The sequence below is a fragment of the Elusimicrobiaceae bacterium genome, assembly GCA_017528825.1.
Taxonomy (GTDB): Bacteria; Elusimicrobiota; Elusimicrobia; order Elusimicrobiales; family Elusimicrobiaceae; genus Avelusimicrobium.
On sequence record JAFXOI010000035.1, the window covers coordinates 14,821 to 31,078 of the forward strand.

At 43.9% G+C, this 16,258-nt stretch carries 17 protein-coding genes and 1 pseudogene; 9 read left to right on the forward strand and 9 right to left on the reverse strand.

The genetic code is table 11. The features are described 5' to 3' along the window. The first annotated feature begins 123 nt into the window (after positions 1 to 123). Together lon and IKN49_06150 are read left to right on the forward strand one after the other, a co-directional pair. Positions 124 to 2,640 carry an endopeptidase La gene (gene lon, locus IKN49_06145; GenBank protein ID MBR3632618.1) on the forward strand — a complete coding sequence of 839 codons (2,517 nt, stop codon included), beginning with the start codon at positions 124 to 126 and terminating at the stop codon, positions 2,638 to 2,640. Between the two features lie 288 nt (positions 2,641 to 2,928). Beyond that, a pseudogene (locus IKN49_06150) lies at positions 2,929 to 3,048 on the forward strand (prepilin-type N-terminal cleavage/methylation domain-containing protein). 466 nt (positions 3,049 to 3,514) lie between these two features. Here IKN49_06150 and frr read toward each other — a convergent pair. The 7 genes from frr to IKN49_06185 all read right to left on the reverse strand — a co-directional run bounded on the left by frr (position 3,515) and on the right by IKN49_06185 (position 9,238). Next, positions 3,515 to 4,078: a ribosome recycling factor gene (gene frr / locus IKN49_06155; protein ID MBR3632619.1), complete on the reverse strand. Its 564-nt coding sequence runs from the start codon at positions 4,076 to 4,078 to the stop codon at positions 3,515 to 3,517. 40 nt (positions 4,079 to 4,118) lie between these two features. Further along, a complete protein-coding gene (locus IKN49_06160; protein MBR3632620.1) occupies positions 4,119 to 5,105 on the reverse strand; it encodes a hypothetical protein in 987 nt (328 codons plus the stop codon). Next, positions 5,080 to 5,676 carry a hypothetical protein gene (locus IKN49_06165; protein MBR3632621.1) on the reverse strand — a complete coding sequence of 199 codons (597 nt, stop codon included), beginning with the start codon at positions 5,674 to 5,676 and terminating at the stop codon, positions 5,080 to 5,082. Before IKN49_06165 ends, IKN49_06160 begins: the two co-directional genes overlap by 26 nt. Positions 5,677 to 5,694: 18 nt before the next feature. Beyond that, positions 5,695 to 6,411 (reverse strand): UMP kinase, encoded by a 717-nt coding sequence (locus IKN49_06170; protein MBR3632622.1) that lies wholly within the window; start codon positions 6,409 to 6,411, stop codon positions 5,695 to 5,697. Between the two features lie 109 nt (positions 6,412 to 6,520). Continuing rightward, complete coding sequence (gene tsf / locus IKN49_06175; GenBank protein MBR3632623.1) at positions 6,521 to 7,342, reverse strand: translation elongation factor Ts; 822 nt, start codon at positions 7,340 to 7,342, stop codon at positions 6,521 to 6,523. 75 nt (positions 7,343 to 7,417) lie between these two features. Further along, entirely contained in the window at positions 7,418 to 8,473 is a 1,056-nt protein-coding gene (gene rpsB / locus IKN49_06180) for a 30S ribosomal protein S2 (protein ID MBR3632624.1), read from the reverse strand. 186 nt (positions 8,474 to 8,659) lie between these two features. Further along, the gene (locus tag IKN49_06185; protein MBR3632625.1) at positions 8,660 to 9,238 is read right to left on the reverse strand and encodes a hypothetical protein; all 579 of its coding nucleotides are present in this window, start codon (positions 9,236 to 9,238) and stop codon (positions 8,660 to 8,662) included. 110 nt (positions 9,239 to 9,348) lie between these two features. Between IKN49_06185 and IKN49_06190 the strand changes: the two genes are divergently transcribed. Genes IKN49_06190 through IKN49_06220 form a run of 7 tightly spaced genes read left to right on the forward strand, consistent with a single transcriptional unit; the run spans position 9,349 to position 13,998 of the window. Then, positions 9,349 to 9,843, forward strand: coding sequence for a DUF177 domain-containing protein (locus tag IKN49_06190; GenBank protein MBR3632626.1), 495 nt, complete (start codon positions 9,349 to 9,351; stop codon positions 9,841 to 9,843). Positions 9,844 to 9,875: 32 nt separating this feature from the next. Further along, positions 9,876 to 10,079, forward strand: a complete 204-nt coding sequence (gene rpmF / locus IKN49_06195) for a 50S ribosomal protein L32 (GenBank protein MBR3632627.1) — start codon at positions 9,876 to 9,878, stop codon at positions 10,077 to 10,079. Positions 10,080 to 10,088: 9 nt separating this feature from the next. Then, the gene (gene plsX / locus IKN49_06200) at positions 10,089 to 11,129 is read left to right on the forward strand and encodes a phosphate acyltransferase PlsX (protein MBR3632628.1); all 1,041 of its coding nucleotides are present in this window, start codon (positions 10,089 to 10,091) and stop codon (positions 11,127 to 11,129) included. Continuing rightward, entirely contained in the window at positions 11,122 to 11,865 is a 744-nt protein-coding gene (gene fabG / locus IKN49_06205) for a 3-oxoacyl-[acyl-carrier-protein] reductase (protein ID MBR3632629.1), read from the forward strand. The genes plsX and fabG overlap by 8 nt, the downstream gene beginning before the upstream one ends. Before the next feature lie 19 nt (positions 11,866 to 11,884). Continuing rightward, positions 11,885 to 12,130, forward strand: a complete 246-nt coding sequence (locus IKN49_06210; GenBank protein MBR3632630.1) for an acyl carrier protein — start codon at positions 11,885 to 11,887, stop codon at positions 12,128 to 12,130. Between the two features lie 5 nt (positions 12,131 to 12,135). After that, the gene (gene rnc / locus IKN49_06215; protein MBR3632631.1) at positions 12,136 to 12,801 is read left to right on the forward strand and encodes a ribonuclease III; all 666 of its coding nucleotides are present in this window, start codon (positions 12,136 to 12,138) and stop codon (positions 12,799 to 12,801) included. Between the two features lie 6 nt (positions 12,802 to 12,807). Next, positions 12,808 to 13,998, forward strand: coding sequence for an ankyrin repeat domain-containing protein (locus IKN49_06220; GenBank protein MBR3632632.1), 1,191 nt, complete (start codon positions 12,808 to 12,810; stop codon positions 13,996 to 13,998). Between the two features lie 59 nt (positions 13,999 to 14,057). Here the strand turns inward: IKN49_06220 and IKN49_06225 are convergent, their stop codons facing one another. Then, positions 14,058 to 14,972, reverse strand: a complete 915-nt coding sequence (locus IKN49_06225; protein ID MBR3632633.1) for a tyrosine recombinase — start codon at positions 14,970 to 14,972, stop codon at positions 14,058 to 14,060. A gap of 155 nt (positions 14,973 to 15,127) precedes the next feature. Then, the gene (locus IKN49_06230; protein ID MBR3632634.1) at positions 15,128 to 16,252 is read right to left on the reverse strand and encodes a type IV pilus twitching motility protein PilT; all 1,125 of its coding nucleotides are present in this window, start codon (positions 16,250 to 16,252) and stop codon (positions 15,128 to 15,130) included. Positions 16,253 to 16,258: the final 6 nt, after the last annotated feature.

The window sequence follows — 16,258 nt, forward strand, 5'->3', positions numbered from 1 at the left end:
TAATTAAAATTAGCACTCGATTAAAAGACTTGCTAATTTTAAGCAAATTTGTTATACTACCATTAATCACCCCTCTCGGTTAGGCTAGTGAGGGGCTTTTTATCCTATTTATAGGAGCGAGTTATGCAAGAAAATACCAATATTCTTTCTTTACCTACCGTAGTGCCGGCCGTAGCCATACGCGATGTAGTCATGTTTCCCGGTATGAATTTGCCGTTGTCGGTAGATCGACCTAAATCTGTGGTAGCCATTGAGCTGGCTTTGGAAACTCCCAACAAATATGTACTGGCTTTATCACAAAAATCAGCGGAAGTGGATGAGCCGAAAGCGGAAGATATTTATCATTTCGGGGTGTTGAGTGAAATTACCCAATCGCTCAAGATGCCGGATGGTTCCGTAAAAGTATTTTTGCAAGGATTGGTGCGGGCCAAAGTGGAAAAGCTGGAATTGCATCCGGTTACTCGCACTTGGTTTGCCACCGTTGAGTATATTGAGGAAAAAGAAGATAATAGCCCGGTCGTGCAGGCACTCATGCGCAAGGTGCTCGATGAATTTGATCATTATGCGCGCGTTTCTCATCGGATTGCGGTGGAAGGAGTCTCCTTTTTACGTCAGATTGAAGATCCTTCCAAACTGGCCGATACCATCGCTTCCAATATGATGGTCAAAGCCGAACAGCGACAGCAAATTTTGGAAACGGCCAACGTAAGAGAACGTTTGGAAAAAATTTTAAAGCTGATTACCAGTGAAGTGGAGATTTTGGGACTGGAGGAAAAAATCCACTCCAAAGTCCGCGCTCAAATTGAGAAGAATCAAAAGGAGTATTATCTCAATGAGCAAATGAAAGCCATTCAAAAAGAACTCAGCCAAAAGGATGATTTTCAGAAAGAATTAGATGGTATTCGAGCTAAAATTAAGAAAAATGGTCTGCCGCCTACGGCTAAGGAAGCGGCTGAAAAAGAAGTGGACCGTCTGCAAAAAATGCAACCTTTTTCACCGGAAGCCACGGTGGCGCGTACGTATCTAGATTGGTTAGTTAATATGCCTTGGAATCAGACGACCCAAGATGTATTGGATATTGCCCAAGCCAAAAAAGTATTGGATGATGACCATTTTGGTTTGGATAAACCCAAAGAGCGTATTTTGGAGTATATCGCGGTGAGTAAATTGACCGAGGGCCTGCGCGGACCGGTATTGTGTTTTGTGGGGCCTCCGGGAGTGGGGAAGACGTCTTTGGCCAAATCTATTGCAAGAGCTATCGGACGAAAGTTTGTGCGAATGTCGCTAGGTGGCGTGCGGGATGAAAGTGAAATCCGCGGGCACCGCCGTACGTATATAGGCTCTATGCCGGGACGGATCATTCAGGGGATTAGCAAGGCAAAGAGTTCTAATCCGGTCTTTTTACTTGATGAAATTGATAAGATGGGCTCTGATTGGCGCGGTGATCCGGCGGCAGCTTTACTGGAACTATTAGATCCGGAGCAGAATAAAGATTTTGTGGACCATTTTTTGGATGTGCCGTACGATGTTTCTAAAGTTTTGTTTATTACGACGGCCAATTCCTTGGGGTCCATTCCGGGCACGTTGCGCGACCGCTTGGAAATTATTGATTTTTCCGGTTACACGGAATATGAAAAACATGAAATAGCGGACCGTTATTTAATCCCTAAACAAATGAAATTGCATGGATTAAAACCCGAAGCATTGCACATTTCTCATGATGCTGTTGCGCTGGTCATGCGTGAGTACGTGCGGGAAGCCGGGGTGCGTAATTTGGAGCGGGAAATCGGCACTTTGTGTCGTAAAGCGGCCAAACAATATGTAGAAAACGGCAATAAAAAGATTACGATTACGGCCAAAAATCTGCATGAATATCTGGGCGTTCCTAAGTATGCCAATTTTGCCACCGAAGAAAACGGAATAGGTATTGCCACCGGCCTTGCGTGGACGAGTGTGGGTGGGGAAACCTTATCTATTGAAACCACTAAAATCCCGGGCAAAGGCCAGCTTATTTTGACAGGGATGCTGGGAAATGTGATGAAAGAATCGGTTCGGGCGGCACTGACGTATGCACGTAGCCGCGGTTTTGGCAAGAAAGTAAATTTTGATCGTACCGACTTTCATTTCCACTTCCCCGAAGGAGCTGTACCCAAAGACGGCCCTTCAGCCGGTATTACCATTACGTCTGCGCTAGTTAGTTTGCTTTCCGGCTTGCCGGTAAAAAAACGGCTTGCTATGACGGGTGAAGTGACCATTACCGGCCGCGTATTGCCGGTGGGCGGCATTAAAGAGAAATTTTTGGCGGCTTATCGGGAAGGCGTGAAAACAATTCTCTTTCCGCATACCAATGAAAAGGATGTGTCGGAACTACCCGAAAAAGTACGCAAGGAATTAACTTTAATTCCGGTCAAGCATATGGATGAAGTGTTACCGTTGGCATTAGAAGGATATAAAGGTGCAAAGGCATCCGCATCCACAGTTAAACCGTCGCCAAAGAAATCTTCTGCCGACAAAGAGAAGATTGCTAAAAAGGCAAAAAAAATCGCTGCTAAGAAACCGGTTAAAAAAGTGAGCAAAAAGGTAGCTGTTAAAAAAGTAACCATTAAAAAACCGGCCAAAAAAGTAGCCAAAAAGAAATAATTTTGTGCTGACACAAAACCCCGCTCCTTTGAGCGGGGTTTTTTTTGTCGCTGCCGTGTTTTTGTTTGGCTGTTTTCTCGTCGGAAAATAAAAAAGGCTTGACTTGTTTTTTTTTTTTTTTTACTATCATTTAAAAAAATTAACCAAGGAGGTTGTTTGTTGTAAATAAAATAAGGTCATCCTGAAGTGTTTTAGTTCAGGATCTCCAACTTATTTTAAAGAAAGCGGAGGAGATGCTGAGCAAAGACGACTCAGCATGACAATATGAATTATTAAAGGAGGTTGTATATGTTGTTAAGAAATAACAGAGCGTTCACGCTCATTGAGTTGTTGGTAGTAGTATTAATCATCGGCATATTGTCAGCTATTGCCTTGCCGCAGTATGAAAAGGCAGTAGCCAAAGCGCGTTTTGTACAATTACAAACGATGATGAATTCCTATGAAAAAGCTGGACATATTGCATTAGCTACCAATGGATACGTGACGGATGGAACCAATTATCTAACTGGCACCAATGCAATTGCAGATATATCTATACAAGGAACTCCAGAAGGATCTATCACCAAAACAGAGTGGGGGGATATTACATCTAATTGTGGTTGGGGATACTGTTGGTTAAATTTTAGTGGTAAAGGGAAATATGCTGGAGTTACTATTAATTATGAATGGGGAAATTCAACGCACCAGAGTGTATTTGCTGCTAGCTCATCTCAAAATGCTGCCATGCAGAAAGTACTTTGTGAATGGGCGAATTCTTATTCATCTAACGTTACTGAACCAAAGTGTAAATGAATTTGAAAATTTTTCATGTATTATATATTTAAAACAGCCCCACTGGTTGGTGGGGCTGTAAATTTATAGTCAAAAGCAGTAATCAAACCTTCATAATTTCGGCTTCTTTTTCGGCTACCAATTTGTCAATTTGGGCAATGTTGGCATCGGTGGATTTTTGCACATCGGCCTCATAACGTTTCAAATCATCTTCCGTTACTTCGCCGGCTTTTTGTGCTTTTTTCACTTTTTCCAAAATATCGCGGCGCGTATTGCGTACGGCCACTTTGAAATCTTCGCTCATTTTAGAAATGTTTTTGGCCAGCAATTTGCGGCGGTCTTCCGTCATAGAAGGCAACGTAATGCGGATGACTTTACCATCGTTTACCGGGCTGGCTCCCAAATCGGCTTTTTGTAACGCTTTGTCAATTTCGTTTAACGAAGAAATATCCCACGGTTGTATTTCCAAGGTTTTGGCATCTAGCACATTGATCAAAGCCATTTGCTTAATTGGGGTGGGGGTACCGTAATAGTCTACACGGATATTTTCCAACAGTTGCGCACTGGCGCGGCCGGTGCGGATAGTGGCTAAATCTTTTTGCAGTTTGGCCACGTGTTCGGCCATTTCGGCCTTGCCTTTGCTAATAAATTCGTTAATTCCTTCCATAATTTCCTCTGTTAGTGAGATGATTTATTATATAAATTTTTTATTGTGTGATGCAGTCATGCGGATATAAGGCGCAGTAATCAGGTGCATTTTTCCAGTGACTGCGCGCAGGTAAAATCATTTGATCTGAAAGTATTACTTGTCCTTGCTCATCCATTTTTCCGCTTACGAGCCCCAAATCCTGCTTTTCAGAAGGAGTGAGAATTTGTTTTTGATAGATAAAATTCGGAAACTCCGATTTTTTAAGTGAATAAGTTTGCACCTTGTTTTCGCCGATTGAAAAGGCATATTGTATCATAGGCATTTTGGGGTCTGTTTTGAGAGTGGAAAAAGCAATCATCTCAGTCGTCTGATTATTAGAGCGGATAGTTTTACTGCTAAACAAACCGTCACTGGTGAAGGTAAATAGCTTGCTTTCCGTCGGACTAGGGTAAAACTCCAAGGTATCAATTTGACCGTTTTTATACAAAGTTATTTTCTGGATAGGGGTTTTATCGTTCATATCTTTGAAATCCATGCGTTCGCGTAAAACATTTTGGCTGAATAACACAACGCTACTGGAATGGTCTTCGTAAGTGTACAGGGTGCAGACGGGGTGGAGGTAGTTAGTATGTGTTGGAAAGATATGACAGGCAGCGGAAGAACGCGTAGTTCGCATAGAGGTAACTTTGCTTCCTCGGGCATTCTGGTCAAAAGATAAATTACTTTGGTGTAGGGGTGCTTCCGTAGCAGATTGTTGTTGATCGGCTTTTTTCTGCATATCTATCATCGTTTGCATCAAAGGCGGTAGGGGCTGGTCAGCAGAAGCGGAAACGTTTTCCGGCGTTTGATTTTCCGAGGTTTCGCTCGGGTTCGGCACGGACTCAGTAGAGAAGGGTTGTGAAACAGGTATCTCTTGTTGAGCGGTTGGCTCCGGCTCAGAATGAGTAGCAGTAATCTTATGTATTAATAACGCGCCACCCAGTATAACTACCAGCAGTAATACCAGCAGGACGGTCAAATTATTTTTTGAGTTCGGATTTGTCATACATTTGTTCTAAATGTTCCACATACGGATTTTGTTTGAATAAAGAGCCGGTGGGCAATTGTTTGTGCTGGGATAGTTCTGCGAGTAATAAACTGTGTAACCGATTTAACGGCACATTGAGCTGCCCGCCGAAAGTGACGGGAGTTCCGTATCCCTTCCAATAACATTGCATGAGTTGCCGGTGCAAAGAACTGCGTTGTTGCGCAATGATTTCTTCTGGGTTGTCCACCATAAACATCAGCCAGCCATCGTGTTTGTTGGCGTAGTGAGCATAAATCATGGAGATATTTTTCCAAGGAAGTATAATTTCTTTCTTAGTTTGCGGATGAATAATAACGGAGTATTCATCAAAGTACAAAGCGGGTTTCCCCCAGGCAAGCAGTGGGGAGAGGAAAAGACAAATCAACAGTAAGAGTAACGCCACAGGAACTACGATAAATGTGAGCGTCTGTGAAGTTAACGGAGAACCGATAAACCAGAGGGCCGCCGTCCACAGACCTGCAAACGACGCCAACACCAAGCTCACAGCGAGTAATCTGATTTTGTCGTAATAAAAACTTTGTTCCCTCATAGCATCGAAAGTGTCTCTTTAATAAATCAACGTGCCGATATCTTCTCCGCAGACCGCACGTTTGATATTGCCTTTTTTGTGCAGGTTAAATACTTGTACGGGTACTTGGTTTTCCATACAAATAGCCAACGCGGCAGTATCCATAAATTGCAACCGCTTTTCAATGGCTTCTTTATAAGAAATCTTTTTAATGCGTTTGGCTTTGGGATTTTTCTTGGGGTCGCTGTCATACACGCCGTCCACTTGCGTGGCCTTTAACAAGACGTGCGCCCCAATTTCAGAAGCGCGCAACGCCGCGGCGCTATCGGTGGTAAAATACGGGTTGCCCGTACCACCTGCAAAAATGACAATACGTCCTTTTTCTAAATGGCGCAACGCGCGGCGACGCACAAACGGCTCGGCCATTTGATAAATGTTGACAGAGGTTTGCACCCGGGTAGGGGCGCCGGCTTCTTCCAAGGCAGATTGCAGGGCAATGGCATTAATTACAGTAGCGAGCATACCCATACTGTCTGAATTAACGCGGTCAATAACGCCACCACCGTCGCGCACACCGCGCCAAATGTTGCCACCGCCGATTACAATGGCCAGTTGGCAATGGGTATCTTTGTGCATGTGGGCAATTTCTTCTGCAATGGCTTTAAGGGAAGTGGCGCTGACACCGCGGTGTCCGTCTTTACTTAACGCTTCTCCGGAAAGTTTTAATAAAATTCTTTTTGTTTTCTTTTGAGGCATAAATTCCTCCTGTGTTTTGTGTATTGTATCAAATTATCATAAGCAGAGACTTTTTTCTGTAACGGCCTTACCGGTACAGAAAAAAGCCCCTCTTGCGAGGGGCTCATTATTAGAAGCGTACAAAACGTACCACTTTTAATTCTCCGCCTAAGGTCTTAGACTCTTCGGCCAAGTAATCGGCAACGGTTTTTTTGTTGTCTTTAATGGTCGGTTGTTCTAACAGGCAGGTTTCTTTGGCGAACTTTTTGAGTTTGCCCGGTAACATTTTGGCAATCATTTCATCAGATTTGCCTTCGTTTTTGGCTTGGGTGCGATAGATATCCAATTCTTTTTCTTTATCAGCTTCCGGAATATCTTTGGCTTCTACCCACATGCTTTGCATACCGACGGTGTGCATCGCCAGTCCGCGGGCAATTTCAGCGGCTTTGGTTGTATCTGCACCGTTAGCGGCTAATTCCAATAAAGAGGCTTTTTTGTTATCGGAGTGCACATAAGAAGCAATGACGTTACCATTGGCGGCCGTCCAGTTATAGGCACCTTTGAAAGTGGTGTTTTCACCGAATTTCGGAGCTTTTTCCACAATCATGGCTTTGATGGTTTCGTCAGCGGTATAATCAGTTACTTCCGGATGTTGCAATACATAATCGGCAATGGCATCGGCTAAACCAATGAAATCCGGCGTTTTTGCCACGAAATCTGTTTCGCAGCCTAAATAAGCCATGGCAAAATGTTTGCCGTCGGTTTTAACGGATACACGGCCTTCCTTGGTCGCGCGGTCGGCGCGTTTGGCTAAATCGGCCAATCCTTTTTTGCGCAAATAGACAATGGCTTGTTCCATGTCATTATTGTTTTCTTCTAAGGCTTTTTTGCAAGCCATTAAGCCTGCGCCTGTTTTTTCACGTAAAATTTTGATATTTTCAGCTAAAGACATATTTTCTCCTAACTTATATCCGGAAGGCCGCCTCTGCGGCCTTCCGTAGGTTTAAAACTTATTTGGCCTCTTCGGCTACTGCTTCTTTGGTCGCTTTTTTAGCGGTGGTTTTTTGGCAGTGGTTTTTTTAGCAGTGGTCGTTTTTTTGGCAGTAGTTGTTTTCTTGGCAGTTGTCTTTTTGGCAGCTGCTTTTTTGGCCGGTTTTTCTTCGGCAGCAACTTCTTCTTTCACTTCTTCTGCCTTCGGAGCTTCTTGGGTTTCTACGACTTCTACTTTTTCTTCCACTACTACTTCGGCTACCGGTTCAACTTTGGCAGCTTCGGTTTTTTGTTCAGCTTTTTCGCTGGCGAGCATTGCACTTTCAAAAGCATTGGCCATGGCCGGGTTGACAGGAGCGGCTTCACCTTCTTCGGTAGCAGCAGCATCAGCCGGTTTGTTGGCGGCTTCTACTTCAGCACGTCCTTCTAACACAGAATCAGCAACAGCCGCGCAGAATAATTTGATAGAGCGGGCGGCATCATCGTTACCCGGTACGGGCACATCAATCAAATCCGGATCGGAATTGGTATCGCAGACCGCTACCACAGGAATGCCTAATACGTGGCTTTCGCGCACAGCACCAGCGGTATCAACCGGATCAATCACAAATACTACATCCGGTAATACTTTCATGTCGCGGATTCCACCTAATAATTTTTGCAAGCGGTTTAATTCTTTAGTCAAGCGGCTGGCTTCTTTTTTGGAGATAGCTTTAAATACACCGGAGGCTTCCCATTTTTCCAGTTCGTTCATGCGTTCAATAGATTTTTTAACGGTTTGGAAGTTGGTTAACGTACCGCCCAACCATTTTTCATGAATGCAATAAGCACCACATCGGGCTGCTTCGGCTTGAATAGCTTCTTGGGCTTGTTTCTTGGTGCCGACAAATAAAAATTTAGAACCTTTTTTGGCTTCTTCTTTTACAAAAGCACAGGCTTTTTTCAATTCTTTGGCGGTTTTTTGCAGATCTAAGATATGCACCCCGTTGCGTTCACCGAAAATATAGCGGCTCATTTTGGGGTTCCAGCGGGAGGTTTGATGTCCGAAATGGACGCCCGCTTCCAACATAGACTTCATGGATACATTACTCATTATTACTCTCCTTGTGGGGTTTATATCTAAATTTGGAAGATTACTTCCCGGTGATATAATACCCGGATTTACCGAAGGAAGCGCTTGAATTTGCAACCAGGTTGCGCACTTACCTAAAATAAATCCACCTATATTATACAAAAAAACGCGCCCCTTTGCAGGAGCGCGTTTTGAAAGTTTCTGAAATTAGAAACGTCCATTGACGATAACCATCGCAGGCAACCAACCGTTCTTGGCGATGTTGATTAAACCGATTTGCAAACCTTTGATGTGATTGACATAGTTCACCAAACCGAGTTGCACACCGGTTAAGCTGCCAGTGTTCCAGTTCACAAGACCTGCTTGTACACCGACTACTTCACCTTTGGCAATGTTTACATAACCGTCATGTAAACCGGTCAAGTCGCCTTCACTGATGGATACTAAACCACCTTGAATACCACGCATATCTTGTTTGTTGATAGTAATTAAACCGCCTTGCAAACCATATACGATATCAGCAGTATTGTAGATAAACGCAGATTTGACACCGCGTGTTTTGTAGGTGTTGCTGTAGATTAAATCTAATTGAACGCCATCTACCGTATCGGCTTTAGAACCAATACCGAGATCTAAACCGGTAATGTTGTGGATGTTGTTCGGGGCAGCGATAGCAATATCATCCCACAAGGACAATTTGATAATACCGGTATCACCGGCGGTAGCAGCAGACGGCAAAGCGCATAACAAACCTAATAGCGCAGCCATTAATACTAATTTCTTCATGTAGTTTATTTCTCCTTAATTAATGAATAGTACGACCCTTTTATTATATGTTTTTTATAATACATGCGCAAAATTTATTTAGGGCAAGTTTATTTGCTACAATAATATATATGGTAGAAAATACGTTTTATCAGAATTATGAGGTGCCGGAAGATTTGCGTTTTCGTACGCAAGATATTTTGCGTAATGGGGGGCTAAATTGTTCGGCCAAATTAGAGCCCAAATATTTTGAAAATATTTTTACGCCGCCCAACCGGATTACGCAGGTGCATGTGAATTTGGAATTTTGGCCCACCGGCAAAGAAATCACGGTGCGTGGCCATGTGTGGGGCAAGCGAACCGTCCGATGTGACCGCTGTTTGAAAGAGACGCAACAAGATTTTGACGAAACTTTTTTAGAGACCGCTAGCGCGAAAGCCGAAATAATTGATATAATGTTATTTGTGCGGCAAACACTTGCTTTGACCGAGGATATTCAGTTTTTGTGTAGTCCCGACTGTAAGGGATTATGCGCTCAGTGTGGAAAAAACCTGAATGATGGTCCGTGTGAGTGTAAGCCGGAAATCCTTTCGCCGTTTGCGGCATTAAAAGGAAAATTTAAATAAATTAGACGTGTTTCACGTATAGGAGTAACAAAATGCCTAATCCAAAGAAAAAACATACTCGTTCTCGCAGAGATTTGAGAAGATCTCATAACTCCGTGATTGAAGTGGCCCAATTAGTGGAATGCCCCAACTGCAAAGCCATGCGCCTTCCGCATAATGTGTGTCCTTCTTGCGGGTTTTATAAGGACCGCGTAGTAGTCGCTCAAAAAGCGGCTCAAAAAGAAGAAGCCAAATAATTTCCTATGATTAAGATAGCCCTCGATGCACTCGGCGGGGATTTCGGAGCCAAGCCCAATGTATTAGGCGCCTTAGCGGCGGCTAAAGTGTTGGACGCCGAAGTTATTTTGGTCGGTGACGAAACCGTCCTGCGTCAGGAATTTGCTAATTTAGGATATTCGGCTTTGCCGAAAAAGCTTTCTATCGTGCACGCCCCCAACGTGATTGATATGGGGGCGGAGCCCGCCAAAGAAGTTCGTACCAAAAAAGATGCCAGTATTGTAGTATGCGCTGAACTGGTGCATACGGGTAGAGCGGATGCTTTTGTGTCGGCCGGCCATAGCGGAGCTGCCATGGTGGCTGCGCTGTTTGGCATGGGACGTATTAAAGGTGTGCTTCGTCCGGCCATTGCCAGCCCGATGCCTACCTATAAGGGTGTCAGTCTGCTTCTAGATGCAGGAGCCAATGCAGATTGTAAGCCGGTACATCTCTTGCAATTTGCAGTGATGGGTTCTGCCTACATGCAAAAAGTATTTGACGTGGAGACCCCTAAAGTGGGTATTTTGTCTATTGGAGAAGAAGAAACCAAAGGCAATATGCTGGTTAAGCATACCGTACCGCATATGCGGGAAATTGGGGTGAATTTTGTAGGAACGGTGGAAGGAAGAGATGTAAATACAGGCGAAACCGATGTGATTGTGTGTGATGGTTTCGTCGGAAATATTGTATTAAAGACGGCTGAAGGGTTAGCACGTACCATGATTAACATGATTAAGCGGGAAATCAAAAAACGCCCGCTCGCTATGTGTGGTGCTTTGCTTTCCAAAGCGGCCTTCAAAGCAGTAAAAGATCACACAAACCCGGATCAATACGGCGGAGCTCCGCTGGTAGGGGTGAACGGGGTGGCCATTATTGCTCATGGTAAATCCAATGATATAGCTATTTTAAATGCTTTGAAAACAGCTGAAAAATTGGTAAAAAAGAATTTTATAGCCGATGTGGCGGCCCGAATGGCTGCGCTCAAAGATACGTTTTCCCGTATTGAAGAGGAAGGGGGACATCATGGCTGATTTTGCCGGACAAAAAGTAGTGATTACAGGGGCGACGCGCGGGATTGGTTATGCGTTGGCGGAAGCATTTGCAAAGGCCGGAACAGACGTGGCCGTGTGCGGTACCCATGAAGATGCCGTACAACAGACCGTAGAAAAATTACGGGCGTTTGGTACCAAAGTTTTTGGCTTACGTACGGATATTTCCAGCGAAGCCGATTGCGAAAATTTTGTCCAAGGTGCCGTTAAAGAATTGGGTGGTTTAGATGTGTTAGTCAATAATGCCGGTATTACCAAGGACGGTTTGACGGTGCGTATGAGCGAGGCCGATTGGGCCAACGTGATCAATGTCAATTTGACAGGAACATTTTTGATGTGTAAAGCCGCGTTAAAAGTGATGTTTAAGAAACGCAGCGGCAGTATTGTAAATATTTCTTCCGTCATCGGCCAAATGGGTAATGCCGGTCAGGCCAATTATGCCGCCAGTAAAGCGGGTATTATTGGACTTACAAAATCGCTGGCACGAGAATTTGGTTCGCGCGGCGTGCGCGTCAATGCCGTTGCACCCGGATTTGTACGCACGGCTATGACCGATGCGTTAAGCGAAGAAATGAAGGAAAAAGCTTTAGAAGCGGTTGTATTAAAAAGATTTGCAGAACCGCAGGATATCGCCAAAGCAGTAATGTTTTTGGCCAGCCAAGACGCTGCCTATATTACCGGACAGGTGTTGGCCGTCAACGGCGGACTGTATATTTAAGTTATATTCGGAGGACAACATGTCTGTAGAAAACGTACAAGAAAGAGTGAAAAATATCATCGTGGAACAATTGGGAGTAGAAGCCGATCAAGTAAAACCGGAAGCCCAATTTGTCAACGATTTAGGTGCTGATTCTTTGGATACCGTGGAACTGATCATGGCTTTGGAAGAAGAATTTGACATCGAAATTCCGGATGACAAAGCTGAAAAAATTAAAACCGTGGGCGAAGCGGTCAGCTACATTGAAGCAAACGCCAAAAAATAACCAACGTGCCTACTGAGTTAGAACAAATCATTGGTTATAGCTTCAAAGATACGGCGATTTTAAAGGAAGCACTCACTCATAAGTCTTTTGCGGGAGAACACCGCGCCATTACTCATAATGAGCGATTGGAGTTCTTGGGCGATAGTATATTGGGAGCCATTGTGGCTAACTATATCTATGGCAAATGTCCGCACAGCGAAGAGGGAGTGCTTTCTAAAATCAAGTCCAATCTGGTTTCCAGACATAACTTGTATCTTTGGGCTAAAGAGCTGGATCTGGGCCGATTTATGCGTTTGGGGCATGGAGAACTTGCCACCGGAGGCCGCCAGCGCGATAGTATTTTGTCTAACGCCATGGAAGCTGTGTTGGGAGCGGTGTATTTAGATGGTGGATACGAAGCCGCCGAGCAAGTAGTATTACCTTGGGTACGTACCCAAACATTAAATCAGGACGGTGGTGATTTCAAGAGTATGTTGCAGGAATATGTTCAAAAACATTCTCGTGAAGTGCCTACCTATGAAATTGTGCAGACCGTCGGGCCGGAACATGATAAAACGTTTACGGTGGAAGTTTCCTTAAACGGAAAACGATTGGGGATTGGCAAAGGACATAATAAAAAATCAGCCGAACAAGCTGCTGCGCAAAATGCATATCAACATTTGAAGAAATAGAACGTTATGGCATTCAAAAAAAATTCTTCTAAAATTACAATTACGCAAACCAAACAAGTCCGTGAGGTCGTACAAAAGGCCAAAGGCAGACCTTGGCTTGCTTTGGGTATCATTGCATTTGTACCTGTTTTATTTTTATTAATATGGACGACTATGAGCGGCCCTAAACATGGAAAGCCCGCTAAAAATTCTGCCAAAACAGAAACCATTTTAATCCGTCAGACTCCGCAGGAACTAGCCGAAGAGGCAACAACCGCCTTGCGCAAAGGAGATACAGACGCGTTTTTGGATTTATTGGGAACCAAAGTTAAGGATCCTAACATTACCAATAGTTACGGAGACAGTTTATTGTTGGCTGCGGCTACTTTGGGAAACGTAGATGCGGTGCAACAGCTATTGGCTATGGGGGCAGATGTAAACAAACAGAATTATAATACACGAGATACGGCCGTCTTACGTAGTATAGCTGCAGATCATGATGAAATTACTCGTCTGCTCGTGTATGAGCATGCCGATTTGAATATTCCCAATAACTATCGTCAAACACCGATGGGACTTGCTGTGGAGAAACAAAAAGGCGAACTGGTGGATTTATTCTTAGCCAACGGAGTCAAAGCAGGATTAACGAGTGAAACTTTGTTTCGGGCCGTGGCACAAAAGAATTTAGTGGGTGTTTGGGGAATGCTCAAAGGAGGAGTAGATCCGAACGTTACCAATGAAAAGAGTAATACTCCTTTGATTATTGCGGCGTCTTTGGGAGACACGGACTCGGTGCGGGCGCTACTAGCTTATCGTGCCGATGTCAATAAAGCCAATAACGACGGCAACACCCCTCTTATTTATGCCGCGCGGTATAATCATCCCAATACGGTGATGGCTTTAACCGCCCCTTTGACTATGCAATACCGGGTCGATTTGGATGCGCAGAACAAGCGCGGAGAAACAGCCTTGTATTGGGCGGCGCAAAAAGGATATCCTGCTGTGGTAAAGATTTTATTAGCCTATGATGCAGATAAAAATATCAAAACTGCGGCCGGTCTTACGGCATTAGATGCGGCGAAAAAATATAATCGCCAAGACGTAATTAATTTGTTGACGATGAATATCAATCAATTAAAGGCTTCTTTTAATCAACAACTGCAAGCTCAGCAACAAACTCAAGCAGATGCACAGGCAGAGGCTGAAGCGGCACAGTAAAATTTTTGCTGTTTTTACAACTCCGAGGGCATATGTCTTCGGAGTTTTTTTATGTTTTCTTATCCGTGCGGATGAAACTTTTTGTGTTTTTGTTTTAGGTCGGTTACGTCTAAATGTGTGTAAATTTGGGTAGTAGTCAAATTGGCATGCCCCAACATTTCCTGCAAACTGCGCAAATCTGCGCCGCCTTGCAGTAAATGGCTGGCAAAAGTATGCCGAAATAAGTGAGGATGTAAAGGCTGCGAGATGCCGGCTTTTCGCCCAAGTGCGGCCAGATCCTTCCACACACTAACACGGCTGATTTTTTTCCCGTTTTTGTTTAAGAACAACTCAGAGCCCACCGTGCTTTTACTGGCAAAATGAGCTTCCCGTATGGCTAAATAATTACGGATGCGCTCACAACAAATCGGATGTATGGGAACAAATCGTTGTTTTCCTCCTTTACCAAAAGCTAATACCCACCCTTCCTCTATATTTACGTTTTCTAGTTGTAAATTAATGAGTTCACTTACACGCAGGCCGGTGGCATACAATAGTTCGATGATGGTTAACGTGCGTATTTCATCAAATTTTTCAGCGGGATAGGAGAGTAATTTTTCCATTTCCGCGCGGGATAGTTGCTCGGGCATATGCTGGGGTAAGCGCGGGGATTTTAATAGACCGGTTGGGTCTTTTTTTAAGTGTCCCTCTACAAGCAAGAATTTATAGAAACATTTTACGGCTTCTATTTTGCGGAAAATACTGGCAGGAGATAATTTTTCATTTTCGCGTAGTTGATATGTAAAACTATCTAAAAACTGAGGCTGTATTTCCAGCGGTGAAATTTCGTTAGCTGCGCAATACTCCAGGTAGTGTGCCACGTCGGCGGTGTAAGCCTGGCGCGTGTTGACACTCAGTTGGCGCTCAAAGGCCAAATGATTTTGAAAATCCTCCCACAAGAGGTCGGTAGAAGGGGGAAGTATTGGATCAGACATATAAGTATTATAAAATTTTTGTTTGAAAAATGGGGCAGAAAATAGAGAATCTTTTTACCTCAGACAGATAACCCCCAGTTTAATTGCATTCGTGTCCATAAAAAACACTCTTTGAGGAATTTTCTTCAAAGAGTGTTTTAGCAAAATAAGTTCTTTTATTTGAAAGAAGTTTGCCCGGTTTTTTGTGTCAGGTAATTCTTCAAACCGGACGGATCATTGGAATGTACCAACGCTTCTTGGAAGGTAACCTTCTTTTGGAGATATAATTCTCCCAAGGTCTGGTTCATGGTGATCATACCTTGGTTAGCACTGGTCTGCATGGTGCTCATAATCTGTTCAGCTTTTCCGTCGCGGATCAAGTTGCGTACCGCGGAATTGGCTAGCAACACTTCTGCCGCCATGACACGCCGTCCATCGACCCCTTGTAATAATTGCTGGGAAATAATGGCTTCCAATACGAAAGATAATTGGGTGCGTACCTGCGGTTGTTGATTGGCCGGGAACACGTCAATAATACGGTTGATGGACTGAATAGCATCATTGGTGTGCAAGGTAGCAAACACCAAGTGACCCGTTTCTGCCAAAGTCAAACAGGCCTCAATCGTTTCAATATCGCGCAACTCACCTACCAGAATTACATCCGGGTCTTCGCGCAGGAAGTGTTTCAAGGCATCTTGGAAGGATTTTGTATCGGCGCCCACCTCACGTTGGTTGACAATACTACGTTTATGCGGATGCACGAATTCGATAGGGTCTTCTACCGTGATGATGTGATTACTCTCGTGCATGTTAAGGTAGTTAATCATGCTAGCTAGAGAGGTAGATTTACCAGAACCCGTGGCTCCGGTAACCAACACCAACCCTTTTTCCAATTTCATCAAATTGTAAATAACCGCCGGCAACCCTAACTGTTCAAAGGATTTGAATTCATTGGGAATGGAACGCAAAGCGGCCGCTACACAACCTTTTTGTTTGTATACGTTGACACGCAGACGGCCCAAACTTTTTAAGCCGAAAGAGAAATCTAGTTCCAAATGTTCTTCAAAATGCTGTCTTTGTTCATCGGTCATGATAGAATAAATTAATCGCTGTGCCACTTCCGGGGTCAAGGCTTCGTATTGGGAAAGTTGATATAATTTTCCTTGTACGCGCAACACAGGCGGCACCCCTACTGTTAAGTGAATATCGGAGGCATTATTTTTCTTCATGATTTGAAACAAATCATCCATAATAATGGTTTTATATTTAGACATCTCTTGCGGATTTACATTATCTGCCATACACCC

Coding starts and splice junctions, on each gene's coding strand:
- frr (MBR3632619.1), bottom strand. CDS start 4,078: ATGGAAGGAATTAACGAATTTATTAGCAAAGGCAAGGCCGAAATGGCC.
- rpmF (MBR3632627.1), top strand. CDS start 9,876: ATGCCTAATCCAAAGAAAAAACATACTCGTTCTCGCAGAGATTTGAGA.
- IKN49_06220 (MBR3632632.1), top strand. CDS start 12,808: ATGGCATTCAAAAAAAATTCTTCTAAAATTACAATTACGCAAACCAAA.
- IKN49_06190 (MBR3632626.1), top strand. CDS start 9,349: ATGGTAGAAAATACGTTTTATCAGAATTATGAGGTGCCGGAAGATTTG.
- IKN49_06160 (MBR3632620.1), bottom strand. CDS start 5,105: ATGACAAATCCGAACTCAAAAAATAATTTGACCGTCCTGCTGGTATTA.
- IKN49_06170 (MBR3632622.1), bottom strand. CDS start 6,411: ATGCCTCAAAAGAAAACAAAAAGAATTTTATTAAAACTTTCCGGAGAA.
- IKN49_06230 (MBR3632634.1), bottom strand. CDS start 16,252: ATGGCAGATAATGTAAATCCGCAAGAGATGTCTAAATATAAAACCATT.
- rpsB (MBR3632624.1), bottom strand. CDS start 8,473: ATGAGTAATGTATCCATGAAGTCTATGTTGGAAGCGGGCGTCCATTTC.
- tsf (MBR3632623.1), bottom strand. CDS start 7,342: ATGTCTTTAGCTGAAAATATCAAAATTTTACGTGAAAAAACAGGCGCA.
- lon (MBR3632618.1), top strand. CDS start 124: ATGCAAGAAAATACCAATATTCTTTCTTTACCTACCGTAGTGCCGGCC.
- fabG (MBR3632629.1), top strand. CDS start 11,122: ATGGCTGATTTTGCCGGACAAAAAGTAGTGATTACAGGGGCGACGCGC.
- IKN49_06165 (MBR3632621.1), bottom strand. CDS start 5,676: ATGAGGGAACAAAGTTTTTATTACGACAAAATCAGATTACTCGCTGTG.
- IKN49_06185 (MBR3632625.1), bottom strand. CDS start 9,238: ATGAAGAAATTAGTATTAATGGCTGCGCTATTAGGTTTGTTATGCGCT.
- IKN49_06225 (MBR3632633.1), bottom strand. CDS start 14,972: ATGTCTGATCCAATACTTCCCCCTTCTACCGACCTCTTGTGGGAGGAT.
- IKN49_06210 (MBR3632630.1), top strand. CDS start 11,885: ATGTCTGTAGAAAACGTACAAGAAAGAGTGAAAAATATCATCGTGGAA.